The sequence below is a fragment of the Escherichia sp. MOD1-EC6162 genome (genome assembly GCF_002965125.1).
Taxonomy (GTDB): Bacteria; Pseudomonadota; Gammaproteobacteria; order Enterobacterales; family Enterobacteriaceae; genus Escherichia; species Escherichia marmotae.
In genome coordinates this window covers 1-13,421 of the sequence record NZ_PTSB01000035.1, presented here as the reverse complement: position 1 = coordinate 13,421, position 13,421 = coordinate 1, and the positions used below count along the sequence as shown (strand labels likewise).

The window sequence follows — 13,421 nt, the reverse complement described above, 5'->3', positions numbered from 1 at the left end:
ATCAGTTTTCCTTATACGGATTAAATTTATTGTGTAGCGCCCTGAATGATTCCCATGTCACATCGGTATATAACTCAATAACTGGTTCAATTATTTTTCCAATTACCCAGACCAGGATTAACGGGGATATCGGTATCAGCAACACGATAAATAGAATGAGAAACAAGAGTTCTATAGCCCTACTTCTTCGAGGATATTCTTTTCTAAATAATGTAGTCATTTCTTACCGCCCTTTCGGGCGGCCTCCTGATGATTTGAGGGTGCAGGAATCCCTCCGGTTAAGGATTTAATAAAAATCACTTCTGATTTAAATTTTCAGTGTTTTGTTGCCAGGTGATTTATCGCCTTTACGCTTCAGCCTTATTTCGCAACCAGACACAAACCGGGCCATCTTCGGTGTCATGTATTGAACCAATAAACCATCCATCGCCCTCTGGTCGTTCCGGTTCCCAGGTGGAAATATCAGGACCATCTGCATCAAGATTAAAATCATCTTCATCCATAGTTCTGATGGTCCATTGAAGATTATTTTCCTCCATCCAGGCATTAAACTCTTCCGTTGAAATATGTTCTCTACCATCACAGAATTTTTCATATTCAGGATGCGTCCAGCAGCCAAATTCATCACGTACTACTGGTATTTCTTTAATTTCATTCATTTCTGTTCTCCCACGTTTTCAGACTTTCACCACAGAACGGACAAAATGAAACCCGCACTGGTGATTTAGAAAATTCACCGGAACGCAACATCACCAAATCAGGGCCGCGAGTTAAACTCTCATTCCAGATTTTGTATATCAGCAGACCTTTTCGCGTCGTGTATTCAGCATCATGCTCAAGGGATTTTGCCAGAGCCGTACACTGTTCTATCTTGTTGCCATTAATTTGGCATTTTGACTCACTCACTGGTTGTCTCCTTTGCGAATCTGTTCCGCCCATTCTTCAAGGGATTTCTCCGCATATTCACCGGACAGACCATCAATCGGGTGCGGTTCATTAGCCAACTCTTCTTTCGCTGACAGAATCATGCGCGTAACGTCGAAAACTTCACGTAAAGACTTATTGATAAATCCGTGGATGAAGTGGTCAACAAAAACTGGCCACCGAGTTAGAGTTTTTCCAGTATCGATTTTCCGATTCGTTTGGGGGTAATCCACCGTTATATTCGTGCGGTCTTAGTGCGCTGTAATATCCAACGATATAGTCCGTTATGGCGTGAGCTGCCTCGCTGAAGCTTACGTAACCCACCACCGGCATCCATTCGTTCTTCAGACTCCTGAAGAAGCGTTCCATTGGGCTGTTATCCCAGCAGTTTCCGCGCCGGCTCATACTCTGCCTGATCTGGTATCGCCACAATAACTGCCGGAACTGCCTGCTCGTATAATGACTGCCCTGATCGCTGTGGAACATCACCCCGCCGGGCTTACCACGGGTTTCCCACGCCATTTCCAGCGCTTTCATGGTGAGCCTGCTGTCCGGCGAGAACGACATGGCCCAGCCCACTGGTTTTCTTGCGAACAGGTCGAGAACAACGGCGAGGTACGCCCAGCGCTTACCCGTCCAGATATAGGTCACATCACCGCACCACACCTGATTTGGCTCGGTCACGGCGAACTGCCGTTCAAGATAGTTAGGGATAGCAACATGTTCATGACCACCACGTTTATACCGGTGAGTCGGCTGCTGACAGCTGACCAGCCCCAGCTCTTTCATGAGCCTGCCAGCAAGCCAGCGTCCCATCTGGTAGCCTCTCCGGGTTGCCATTGTGGCGATGCTTCTTGCTCCGGCCGAACCGTGGCTGATGCCATATAGCTCAAGTACCTGACTGCGTAATACAGTCCGTCTGCCGTCTGGTTTTTCAGGCCGGTTTTTCCAGTATCTGTAGCTGCTGCGATGAACCCCGAACACATGGCAGAGTGTGACCACAGGATAATGCGCTCTGAGTTTCCCGATTATCGAGAACTGTTCAGGGAGTCTGACATCAAGAGCGCGGTAGCCTTTTTTAATATTTCATTCTCCATTTCAATGCGTTGTAGCTTTTTCCTCAGCTCACGTATTTCGATTTGTTCTGGTGTTATCGGAGAGGCTTTTGGTATTTTGCCCTGACGCTCATCACGCAGTTGTTTGACCCATCTTGTCATTGTGGAAAGGCCGACATCCATAGCTTTGGCGGCATCTGCCACCGTGTAGTTCTGGTCAACAACCAGTTGAGCGGATTCGCGTTTAAACTCTGCGCTGAAATTTCTTTTTTTCATTGGAGCACCTGTGTTGTTCTGAGGTGAGCATATCACCTCTGTTCAGGTGGCCAAATTCAGTGTGCCACTTCAAAGCACAGATCTCCGAGGCTGATATAACCCGTATTTCTGTGGGGCAAAAAGCCCGTTTCTCTATTTTCTCCGAACCGGACAAGCAATACAGCGCAACGCTGCGTGCCGTTGAGCTGGCACCAGAATCGGTAATGAAAGATGACTCTCTCGCCAGCAACAGTTCAGCATCAGGCTCCGGAACTTCAAATGCGTCCGTTTATTACAATGCTCTATTCGATGTGCCTAACCCAGAAAATCGACTTCGTATTGCCATGACTGCTCAGGTTACCCTGATTACTGATGAAGCCCAAAATACACTGCTGGTACCCATTCAGGCAGTGCACAGAAGTGAGGGGAAGAAGCAACAGGTCCTGGTGCTGGCAGCAGACGGCAGGCTGGAACCCCGGGATGTGAAAACTGGTATCACGAACAGCGTGGATATTCAGATCCTCGAAGGTTTAAATGTCGGAGAAAATGTCGTGCTGTCGCTGCCGGATAAGAGAGAGTCCGAAGAAAGGATTATGCTGTGAAAAAACTTATTGAGTTAAAAGGGGTTAGCCGAACTTATGGCAACGGAGATCAAACGCGGACCGTCCTGAAAAATGTCGATTTGACAATCGCTGCTGGAGAAATGGTGGCAATCATTGGAGCCTCTGGCTCAGGCAAATCAACCTTAATGAACATAATGGGTTGCCTTGACGTACCCAATAGAGGTGATTACTACATCGACGGACAAAATGCCGCCTGTCTTTCACCCGATGAGCTGGCCAGAGTGCGCCGGGAACACATTGGCTTTATATTCCAGCGCTACCATCTGATACCTGATCTTAGCGCACTTGGTAACGTGGAGATCCCGGCCATTTACGCCAACAGCGAACGCGACAGTCGTCGGCAACGTGCAGCCGCGTTGCTGGGCAGACTGGGACTGGAAGGACGTGAGCATCATAAACCCTGCGAACTTTCAGGCGGTCAGCAGCAACGCGTCAGTATTGCCCGAGCACTGATCAACGGTGGAAATATAATTTTGGCGGACGAGCCAACTGGTGCTCTGGATTCGCAATCCGGGCAAGAAGTGTTAGCCATTCTGAATGAACTTAATCGGCGTGGTCATACTGTAGTAATGGTGACCCACGATATGACGGTCGCCCGGCACGCAAAGCGAATCATTGAGCTGTGTGACGGCGAAATCATTGCTGATAGTGGAGGTTGCGTATCTGCGACGGAAACACTACCACAAACCAACAGTATCCGGCAAAGCTATTGGAAAACACTGCTCGATCGAACGCGTGAATCGATGCAAATGGCGCTAAAAGCGATGAAGACGCATCGCTTACGCACCACGCTAACCATGATCGGAATTGTTTTTGGTATCGCCTCCGTTGTCACTGTCGTGGCATTGGGTGAAGGAGCCAGGCAAGAAACATTGGAAGAGATTAAAAGTCTGGGGACAAACGTGATCAGCATTTATCCCGGGCAGGATTTGTTCGATGACAGCATTGAGAGTATTAGAACATTGGTACCTGCTGACGCAAATGCACTGGCGAAGCAAGGGTTTATCGATAGCGTCAGCCCGGAAGTTAGCGCTTCAGACAACATTCGTTTTCTGGGGAAATCTGCAATAGCTTCCATCAACGGCGTTGGGCGGGAACATTTCCGGGTGAAAGGTATTGAGTTGTTGCAAGGGACTACTTTTAGAGACGATCGCAACGCTCTACAGGAAGTCATTATCGATGAGAATACTCGCAAGGCCATTTTCGACAACGCAGGGCTACAGGCGCTGGGGCAAATAGTCTTTCTTGGTTCTGTACCAGCACGAGTGGTTGGCATCGCTAAAAGTAACAACCGTAGTGATGCATCAAATCGCATTACTGTGTGGATGCCTTACAGCACGGTGATGTACCGTATTGTGGGTAAACCAGTTCTGACTAGCATTAGCGTCAGGCTAAAAGACAATGTGGATAACGAGGCAGCGATCAGCGCTATCTCCCAACTATTAACCCGGCGTCACGGCGTAAAAGACTTCCAGCTGTATAACTTTGAACAAATAAGAAAGTCTATCGAACACACCTCAATGACCTTCAGTATTTTAATTCTTATGGTCGCCTGTATCTCACTAATGATCGGCAGTATCGGGGTGATGAACATCATGTTGATTTCTGTAACGGAACGAACTCATGAAATTGGCGTACGAATGGCGGTTGGCGCGAGACGCAGCGACATTATGCAACAGTTTATTATTGAGGCTGTATTGGTTTGCCTGATTGGCGGCGCATTCGGTATTGCACTGTCATATACCACTGGTGCGCTCTTTAACGCTCTGGCGGGCGGGATATTCGCAGCTATATATTCGTGGCAGGCTGCTGTTGCTGCATTTTTTTGCTCAACCTTAATCGGCATGATCTTCGGGTATCTCCCCGCCCGCAAGGCAGCAAAGATGGACCCGGTTATTTCACTGGCCAGCGAATAATCTATGAAAATTTTATCATCGTTGACTTTATGCCTTATCACTGCACTCTGTTCAGGTTGCACAAATGTGCTGAAAAGTGACTATCGCGCTCCCGAAGTGAGCTATCCCATCAACTGGACCAAGGGCGATTTGGACGGAAATACATCCCCGTTTGACTGGGAAGAATTTAACGATCCTAATCTCGATAACTGGCTTCATCTGGTGATGACAAGTAATAACGATATGGCTATAGCTGCATTGCGGATACATCGGGCGCAGCTGGATGCGGAAAGAACAGGTATCACCAATACTCCTGCACTAAAGGGGTCACTGAGTATGGACGGGAAAAAACAGCTGAATAACTCGTCCGGCTGGGCAAAAAGCGGTTCAGCCAGCTTTAGCACCAGCTATGAGCTGGATCTCTGGGGAAAAATTGCCCGTCAGCGTGATGTTGCTGAGTGGGCAGTCCATGCCAGTCAAGAAGATTTTCGCTCCGCGCGTCTGATACTGCTTTCAGAGGCCAGCAATAATTACTGGCGTATCGGTTTTGTAAATCAACAAATTGCCAGCTTCCAGCAGAGTATTGACTATGCAAAAGAGACGCTGCGTCTGGCCGAGGTTCGCTATCGTGCAGGAAATACCTCGTCGCTGGATGTGATTGACGCGCAGCAAAACCTGCTCACGCAAGAGAACCAGCTTACAGGGCTACAACGAGAACGTTCACAGCTACTCAATCAGCAGGCCGTTTTGCTCGGCACCGTGCCCGGTTGCCAGATAGTCGAGCCCAAAACACTGCCAAAAGGAAACCTGCCTAAGGTCAATGCGAATATTCCTGCCAGCATACTGATGCGCCGGCCTGACATAAGTGCTAAAGAGTGGCAATTGCGTGAGGCGCTGGCTACGGTTGATATCAAGCGTAGCGAATATTACCCCACCTTCAACCTGACAGGCGCTTTGGGTACCAGCAGCGCTTCGCTACTGGCATTACTGCATAATCCGGTCGGTTCCGTAGGCGCTAACCTGACGCTACCGTTCCTGGAGTGGCGACAGCGGGACATAGAGGTAAAAATTGCCCGTAACGATTACGAACAGCGAGTGCTGGAGTTTAAACAGCTACTTTATAAGGCAATGAGCAGTATAGAGGACGCGCTTTCATTTCGTAACCAGTTGCTGCTTCAGGAGACAAGACTCAGGGAAGAACTGGAACTTGCACGTAAGTCAGAGTGGTTAAACGAAGTTCGTTACCGGCATGGTGCAGTACGTATTTCATTCTGGCTTGATGCTCAGGAAAGACGCCGTCAGGCGGAGCTGCGACTGGATGAAAACCGCTTCAATCAGTTGCAGAATCTGGCAAAAATTTATCTTGAGTTTGGCGGGGCATCAACCTTTCCTTAAGTCTAATTGGGGACAACCTGGAGCAATACGGAGTGAAAAATAGCCGCAGTTGAAAACACCATAGCCATTGACATTTGAGCTTTACCAGCTCTTGAAAACAAAAAATCACTGTTAAGCGCAATGCTATTCACTTCAGCAGAGCAGTACTGCGTTTCAGGAGTCTGTTTCATCACGGAAGTATCGCTCGCAACTATAGATATAATAGTCACCAGTTGTGGGCTGACTCCATAAAGCTGTAACGATTTTCCCTGGTAACCAGCTATAAGACCTAATTGATAGTCAGGTTAATTCAGTAGCTCGACTTTAATATTCAGGTCGAATTAATTTGCAAAATTTAGATGGTATTCGGATGTTTTGTCTAGTATTTACTCGCATGTTGTTTTGTTCATCTCCCTTATACCAAGGGGGGCCAGCCAGACCCGGTATGATTATTATCCAAGACGTCCATGAATCGGGGAGCTCTGAGGCTAGCAGGGTGCTGGTAACCTCTAACAGAAGACATCCCGCACGATGTCTGAATGAATGTACTTTGAGCTTTTTATTGATAAATATAATTTATATAAATAGTTATGCGTAAAACATAATTTCCATAACTATTTTTCACGTAATTCTAAATACCCAACCAATAACAATCAGTTAAATCAATTTAACTTGAATTTGCATTCATATTAATGCATTAATATTTTTTGCAAAAAAGTACCCCCCGCATTGAAATACAATAAACAAGCAAACAGATGTCAACGACGGATGAAAAGTGGTTCTTCCGCAACTTAGGTGGAGATTGTCATGCCAGTGGACTCATGACCCTCTGCCTAAGTAGTTCAAATCCGGCTCGACCATACATCTGGCGTTTCAACATCTTCAGGCGATTTACATGACCTTCGACAACACCATTGTTACTGAGGATGTCATCAGACAGGTCATCACCAACCTGTTCGAATTTGAAAAAGAAATGCTGGGAGGTAAACCGTTTTACCTCCATATGGGACATCTCATTCATCGATAAGGGGGGGATCTGAGCTTCAGAGAGCGGGTACTGCGCGGCGTACAGCTGAATCCCGAAGCCACGGTGGCGGAGCGGATTTACTGGGCAGAAGATGAATCTATCGCCCGTCTCCATTTTAAATCAGTCAGATGACATGAAATCATTATCAATCACCGGCGTTCAGTCAGGAGTAAAACCGGATATTCCGCGCAGGCTGCGTTGCCTGCCCTGACCATACTGCCCTGTCAGGAGGGCGCTGTTCTGCCCCTCCTTCTCCCTGCAGCATCAGCGATGGCTGTTATCAGAAGTTATACCGGATACCCAGTATTCCTTCCGCATCCGTCTTAAAGTAACCATCAAAACTGCTGTTTACTTTTGCCTGCACTGACAGTTTCTCCGTCAGCTTTCCGTTGATACCAAACGAAACGGTATAGCGGTCAGCCTTCTCTGCATCATAGTGACGGGCTTTCCAGTCATCACGCAGGGTCATTCCGGGCATATCCTTCAGAGTGATATTCCGCCAGATACCTGCCTTCAGCGTCATATTTCCGGATACTTTTTCTGCCTCAACCCCGGCCTTCAGCCACAGGGCGTCGCCATCATGAAGCTCCACGCTCCGCTCCCGGCCCTGCAGACGATTTCCGTCCACCCGGGCACCGTTCAGTGAAACAGTCGGTGTTATCGTCATATCAAGGGGGGCAGTGTGTATCTTCCACCCGCCCCGAATACCGGAAGTCAGGATATGGCTTTTCACCCTGCCGGACAGGTCACTCAGCTCTCCCTGAATGGTGTAGTCTTCAGACAGCGCCCGGTATCCGGCCATACCATCCACGAACAGGCCACCGGCAAACGATTTGCCCACCAGAACATGCCCGCCCCACAAGCTGAAATCATCCCGGTAGTCATCCGTGCTGCTGTGCCCCCGGTAAAACTCTGCCCCCATCCCCCACCAGGCATTGCCGGCGGCAGACTGACGGAATCCCACATTCAGTCCGCTCTGGTTCAGGCTGAAGTCGTCATATCCGCCATGGCTGTACCCTGTCATGGCCCATGCACCGCCGTCTGCATCATTGTTGTCCACTACCTGTGTCCAGCGGTCAGCACTGTCGCTGAGAATGAACTCACGGGCGGCAAACATGGCACGTGCTTTCTTCAGAAGAGATGTGTTATCCGCGCCCTTAAACAGCGAACTGCCATTCACCATCGTGCCCGCATTCTCTGCCGGAGAATCAGGGGAAGGCGACACACTGTTGCTGTTATTTCCTTCAGACACAATACCATCTGCCTCAATACTTCCTGTACTCCCTGTATCCGGTGCAACCGGAGAGGTTGTATCTGTCACATCATCACTGACATCCGTTGATACCTGAGATTCTGTTGTTCCGGCATGGCTTTTCAGTTGCCAGTAAACTCTGCCGTCTTTCTCCTGCACCTGTGTGTCAGGGGTATAAACAGTAAACCCCCTGTTCAGGCTGGCAAAGGAGAAGTACCCGTGAGAAGTTCCGACCGGTGCAGATGCCAGAGTCAGGTCATTTTTCAGTGTGACAGTCTGGTCAAACAGGGAGGACAGGTCCAGTGTGTTATGTCCGCCCGTTGCCTTGTTCAGGATATCAATCCGGTCGCCCGTGTTGTCGGCAGTGCTGACACCCATAGCGATATTCATACTGCTGGCATGCAGTGTGTTTACCGTCAGCGTTTTTGGCGACCAGTTGTCTGTCACAAGGGAGAGCGTCCCGCCTTTGCTTCTGAACGAATCCAGTGTGGAGCTTTTCGTCATATTCCAGAAACTCCGGCGCGACAACTCCACATACGAGCCGGCATGACCGCTGATATCACCATTAAAGGTTGCATTCATGATATCCAGCGTCGTCTTTCCGTTCAGGACAGCACTGCCATTAAACACGCTGCGGTCTGCATCCTTCACCGCCTCTGATGTGCCTTCTTCCAGCGTAAAGGCCGTGCCGTTACCATCGTTTTTGTCAATAAAGACCCGGCTGTCGCCCAGTGTAACCGTCGAATCTGTGGCTTCAAGCATGGTGTTCAGCGTGGCATTGCGACCAAGGCCAAAATCAGTGTTCTTCAGTGACAGCCTGTCAAAGGTAAAACTGCGGTTCTCCCAGTCCTCCTGACTGAATGACGTGGGCTGAATCAGAACCGAATGGTCTCCACTGGCAGCCAGTTTGTCAGCCACAGACTGAGTATTGTATGCATGGATAACCGGATGCCCCTGCAACGTCAGACGCCCGTTTTCCTGGGTGAATGTACCGGAGATATCCGCAGAGCCGTCCATCACCAGAGCACCGGTAACGCCTTCCGGCAGGCGATTATCCACATTCAGATTGCCTTTCAGTTGTCCGTGGAACAGATACCCTGCAGCATTGAAACGGTCAGCTACCAGTTTCTGTGCATCCCCCTGACGGTGCCCCACAAACTCCCAGATGGCGTTACTGCTCTGGTCCGTGGGGAAATAACCATAGGTGCTCTGCTTCAGGATGAAGTAATCCGTCGTATTTGTGTACGGGTTATTGTATTTATATAAATTTCCGGCAGTTCCTTTACGTGATTCCGACCAGCCATTCAGTGCTACTTTGTCAGCCTGCAGGGCATAATCCAGCGTGATAGTGGCCCGTTTATCAGCGTTATTCGCCAGCACGGCGCCATAATCTGCCGCCTTCAACTGATGAAACGTCAGACTGTTACCATTAACATCCAGCGTGCCCCCACGATATCCCCATGAAACGGTATCCGGATTTATCTGCCGCTCATCAGTCAGTACCACGGTCGGCCGGCCACTGGCAATATTAACACTGCTGAACGCCTGCACCTGTCCTTTATTGTCCGCCTGCTGGTTCAGTACAACCTTTCCGTCCCCGACCTTCAGGCCGCCTTCATTAATACCTGTACCCTGAACCGTCAGCGTACCTTCACCAATTTTATGCAGGTTATCGCCCTTAACACCGTTAACCTGCCAGTTTACGGACACCCCATTGTCCACAATAATACCGGCACCGGTCCAGGTACTTCCGTTAGAGGTTGTTACTGTGTAATTATCACGGAACGTCAGGGCCCCCGCCCCCTGAGAAACCGAACCCTTAAGGTTAATCTGACCATTCGCCCCCTGAAATATCAGGTTTTTACCGGCATTCAGGTCATTTCCCTGCTGCCCGTGCATGGCATATGTGGTGCTTCCCTGTGTCAGCGCACCAGCTCCGGTGCTGCTGTTAAAGCTCCACTCCAGTGCACCACCTTCCGATGTTCTGAACGTGACCGGGGCATCATTGTCTTCATTAAATTTCTGCCCGATAAAATCCAGTGGAATAACAGCCCAGTTATTTCCCCTGCCCCCCGCTCCATTCCCCGCAGTAAGAACACCGACCAGCACCCATTTATTCTGAACAGAATCAAAAGCAAATAAAGGCGAACCGCTGTCACCGGCCTCGCCATAAATGGGCATTGCACCATTAAGTTTGTAATCAAAAACCAGACCTGAACTGGTGCTAATCATTTCTCCATTCTGATAGGATGACAGGCTACCGACAGTCCCGCCGGTCAGCCAGGAATATGCACCTCCCATTTGTGTCAGCAGTCCGTTACTGTCCTTAATATACTGAGTACCAGACCCCAGACGATAAAAAACAGGATAGCGCTCCTTATCCAGATATGCGCCAGCCACTGCCCCCTGCGCCGTCACCGCAGTAGGGGCAACCTCTGTCACCAGTTTATCCAGCCGGGGGGCATGAAAATCCAGTGACGGCGCATTATTCCGGTCCACGATATTGTAACGGTTTTCACCATCACCAAAGCTAACGTTTGTATATCCACCATTATGTTTCACACTGACGATATACTGCGGGTTTATCAGTGTTGCCACACCTATTTCCGAATCCACAGCGCTGAAATCCGGCATAGCCGCCTTATCCAGCGTACCGCCCCGTTCTCCCTGCTTATTATAAATAGCGATATTCGTTGCCCCCGGGCGGAACATCCCCTTATTTTCAGCAAAATCACGAAATAACTGATACCCGAGTTCATTATTGACCGTTCCCGCAAGGCTTCCTGCAGAGAATAGTACCGGGGTCAGTAATAAAACCGGGAAACGCAGACGTCTGACAGACTTATGAACACATTTCCTGGCAAACTCAGATACGGCAATAAAGCCCCTGGCCACAGCGCTGTAGCGAAGAGAATAAATTCTGTTCATTTTTAATTAATCCTGAAAAAAATAAAATCAGCACTACTCAGGCATAACGGATAATCACCGTCATCCCTGCCCGCCAGACTGACTGTCCTGTCACCGGTTTACTGAAATGAAGATTAAGAACTGCACCGGAAGAAATCCCGAGTGCATATGCCCCGGAATAAAACCAGCCTTCACCCACCAGGTCCTGATAACCGCTTTCATCAGTAATCACCGGTGAGTCAGACACTCCCGGAACTCCCTGTTTCAGCTGTGTCCAGATACTTTCTGCGGACACTTCACCTTCCGTCATCCGGGAAATGAAGCTCAACCCGTCGGCGGTGCGCCACGTACTGCTGTCGGGTACGCCACCATTAAAAACATAAGCATCAGCACTGTTATTCCCCAGTGTCTGGGTTATTCTGGCACCAAAGCCATCATCTTCTGCCCACGCAAGCGCCCCGAAAGCCTGAACTTCTGCTGCCAGTGCGCCTGTTGTCTGAGTGTCCCCGGTGACGCTCAGTGGCAGAACAAGCAGCCCCTGTCCCGGCGTGCCACTGGCCCACTGAATGTGGATTTGACTTCCGTCATTTCCCTTCAACTGAATAACAGGAACAATGCCTGCACCGGATGTCTCACTCCCCTCAAAAGCACGGGCTGATTTACCGGCAAGCAGCAGAAGGTTATGGGGTGCGCTGAGCGTAAGGCGGGTTCCGTTACCGGTCAGCTCACTGATTTTGTTGCTGAACCCGGTATATCCGCCGATTTTCCACAGCCAGGGAGGAAGTGAATCATCATAAGGCGTGATGGTCCCCCCGAATTCCACGGCTCCCTGAAAATCCCCGCCGGACTGCCATCCGGCATCAGCCGAAACTTTTCCGCAAATTAATAAAGAAAGAGAAAATATAATAATAAGTAAAACATCAATCACAGCATTCTGACGCACGTCCACTCCCCTCTGAGATACCTTCACCTCTATTATTCACTTGTGGTGAAATTTCTTTTATTTTTCTGTAAACCTCACTGAAGTTATCTTCCACCATCACATGACCTTCAGTTCCCCTGATATGAAGTTCACAAAAAAAACCTTCTGAAGAACGAAACGGATGTCTTTCATATTCACCAGAAGATTTCGCCCCTGTCTGCTGACAAAGCGAACAAACACGCCTGCATCTCAATGCAAATATAAATAAAAGAATAAAAACAAAAAGACGTTGAAGTAAGAAGAAAAACACTGCCGGAGTCTGAAAAATGCGATACCGGCACATCATTTATCATAAATAAAATGAAATTACTTAAATGTATTTGATGTTGTTTTTCAGGAGTGACTTACTGATTACACAGCTGGCGTTATTTATACTCACAACAAAATGTATCCACTTTTTCCGGTTTGCCGAAATAAAATCCCTGCAGATAATCCACTCCCAGAGAGCACAGACAGTTCACCTGCGCCTGTGTTTCCACACCTTCTGCCACCGTATCAATACCCAGCTTTCCTGCCAGCCCGACAACGCTTTCCACGATATGCCGGGATGTCTTTTCACTCAGAATGTCCCGTGTGAAGCTCCTGTCCATTTTTATATAACTGACCGGGAAGTGCTTCAGGTACGACAGTACGGAATATCCGGTTCCGAAATCATCCAGCGCAAATGCCACTCCGGCATCACGCAGTCGGCTCAGTTTCTCTTCGGTCTGTCTGTCCATATTAAACGGCTGCTGCTCCGTCAGCTCCAGAACCAGATGTATGCTGTCATGCCCTGCCAGCGCCAGACACATCTGAGTGAACTCACGCTCAGCCAGCAGGGCCGGCGTCACGTTCACGGCAAGCCGGAAACCACGCGGCAGCATGGCTTTAACCTCCAAAAGCCCGGCCACCGCATGGTTCAGGATTTTTTTCGTCAGAGGCAACAACAGACCGGCAGATTCCACTAGATTAATGAAATATGCCGGCGGAAGGATTTCTCCCGTCGGCATATGCCAGCGAACCAGAAGCTCTGCACCGGACACAGTAAGGTCGGATGCAGAAACCACTGGCTGGAGATACGGTTCAAATTCCCCGTTACTGAGAGCGCGAAGCAGTCTGTCTGCCGATACAAAATCACTGCCCATACC

The 13,421-nt window shown here is 49.1% G+C and carries 10 protein-coding genes and 3 pseudogenes; 4 read left to right on the top strand and 9 right to left on the bottom strand.

The genetic code is table 11. The features are described 5' to 3' along the window. Position 1: 1 nt before the first annotated feature. The 5 genes and pseudogenes from A9587_RS21055 to A9587_RS21035 form a co-directional block, all read right to left on the bottom strand. Positions 2-220, bottom strand: coding sequence for a DUF4014 family protein (locus A9587_RS21055; protein ID WP_105263927.1), 219 nt, complete (start codon positions 218-220; stop codon positions 2-4). Between the two features lie 127 nt (positions 221-347). Then, the gene (locus tag A9587_RS21050) at positions 348-659 is read right to left on the bottom strand and encodes a hypothetical protein (protein WP_105263926.1); all 312 of its coding nucleotides are present in this window, start codon (positions 657-659) and stop codon (positions 348-350) included. Beyond that, a complete protein-coding gene (locus tag A9587_RS21045) occupies positions 652-906 on the bottom strand; it encodes a hypothetical protein (protein ID WP_105263925.1) in 255 nt (84 codons plus the stop codon). The genes A9587_RS21050 and A9587_RS21045 overlap by 8 nt, the downstream gene beginning before the upstream one ends. Then, a pseudogene (locus A9587_RS24785) lies at positions 903-1,082 on the bottom strand (hypothetical protein); the annotation flags it as partial. The gene A9587_RS21045 and the pseudogene A9587_RS24785, both read right to left, overlap by 4 nt. Before the next feature lie 4 nt (positions 1,083-1,086). After that, a protein-coding gene (locus tag A9587_RS21035) for an IS3-like element IS911 family transposase (RefSeq protein ID WP_086936919.1) occupies positions 1,087-2,255 on the bottom strand; the annotation gives its coding sequence in 2 pieces (ribosomal slippage) (positions 1,087-2,006 and positions 2,006-2,255; 1,170 coding nt in all). Positions 2,256-2,314: 59 nt separating this feature from the next. On the opposite strand from A9587_RS21035, the pseudogene A9587_RS21025 reads away from it, so the two are divergent. The 3 genes and pseudogenes from A9587_RS21025 to A9587_RS21015 form a co-directional block, all read left to right on the top strand. Then, positions 2,315-2,836, top strand: a pseudogene (locus A9587_RS21025) (efflux RND transporter periplasmic adaptor subunit); the annotation flags it as partial. After that, positions 2,833-4,773 carry a MacB family efflux pump subunit gene (locus A9587_RS21020; protein WP_097762271.1) on the top strand — a complete coding sequence of 647 codons (1,941 nt, stop codon included), beginning with the start codon at positions 2,833-2,835 and terminating at the stop codon, positions 4,771-4,773. The pseudogene A9587_RS21025 and the gene A9587_RS21020, both read left to right, overlap by 4 nt. 3 nt (positions 4,774-4,776) lie before the next feature. Beyond that, positions 4,777-6,147, top strand: coding sequence for a TolC family protein (locus tag A9587_RS21015; protein ID WP_097762270.1), 1,371 nt, complete (start codon positions 4,777-4,779; stop codon positions 6,145-6,147). A 784-nt stretch (positions 6,148-6,931) separates the two neighbouring features. On the opposite strand, the gene A9587_RS25250 is transcribed toward A9587_RS21015, so the two are convergent. Next, positions 6,932-7,129 carry a hypothetical protein gene (locus tag A9587_RS25250; protein ID WP_097762268.1) on the bottom strand — a complete coding sequence of 66 codons (198 nt, stop codon included), beginning with the start codon at positions 7,127-7,129 and terminating at the stop codon, positions 6,932-6,934. On the opposite strand from A9587_RS25250, the pseudogene A9587_RS21000 reads away from it, so the two are divergent. Continuing rightward, positions 7,043-7,285: pseudogene (locus tag A9587_RS21000) on the top strand (sulfite reductase subunit C); the annotation flags it as partial. The gene A9587_RS25250 and the pseudogene A9587_RS21000 overlap by 87 nt on opposite strands. 148 nt (positions 7,286-7,433) lie before the next feature. On the opposite strand, the gene A9587_RS20995 reads toward A9587_RS21000, so the two are convergent. The 3 genes from A9587_RS20995 to A9587_RS20980 all read right to left on the bottom strand — a co-directional run bounded on the left by A9587_RS20995 (position 7,434) and on the right by A9587_RS20980 (position 13,418). Then, complete coding sequence (locus A9587_RS20995) at positions 7,434-11,333, bottom strand: S6 family peptidase (protein ID WP_105264016.1); 3,900 nt, start codon at positions 11,331-11,333, stop codon at positions 7,434-7,436. A gap of 37 nt (positions 11,334-11,370) precedes the next feature. After that, on the bottom strand, positions 11,371-12,255 hold the full coding sequence (locus A9587_RS20990; protein ID WP_097762266.1) for a fimbrial: 885 nt from the start codon (positions 12,253-12,255) through the stop codon (positions 11,371-11,373). Between the two features lie 404 nt (positions 12,256-12,659). Further along, on the bottom strand, positions 12,660-13,418 hold the full coding sequence (locus tag A9587_RS20980) for an EAL domain-containing protein (RefSeq protein WP_105281952.1): 759 nt from the start codon (positions 13,416-13,418) through the stop codon (positions 12,660-12,662). Positions 13,419-13,421 lie beyond the last annotated feature (3 nt).

What these genes read in the sequence shown, in the direction of transcription:
- A9587_RS21055 (WP_105263927.1), bottom strand. Translation starts at nt 220, where the DNA reads ATGACTACATTATTTAGAAAAGAATATCCTCGAAGAAGTAGGGCTATA.
- A9587_RS21050 (WP_105263926.1), bottom strand. Translation starts at nt 659, where the DNA reads ATGAATGAAATTAAAGAAATACCAGTAGTACGTGATGAATTTGGCTGC.
- A9587_RS21015 (WP_097762270.1), top strand. Translation starts at nt 4,777, where the DNA reads ATGAAAATTTTATCATCGTTGACTTTATGCCTTATCACTGCACTCTGT.
- A9587_RS25250 (WP_097762268.1), bottom strand. Translation starts at nt 7,129, where the DNA reads ATGGAGGTAAAACGGTTTACCTCCCAGCATTTCTTTTTCAAATTCGAA.
- A9587_RS20995 (WP_105264016.1), bottom strand. Translation starts at nt 11,333, where the DNA reads ATGAACAGAATTTATTCTCTTCGCTACAGCGCTGTGGCCAGGGGCTTT.
- A9587_RS20980 (WP_105281952.1), bottom strand. Translation starts at nt 13,418, where the DNA reads ATGGGCAGTGATTTTGTATCGGCAGACAGACTGCTTCGCGCTCTCAGT.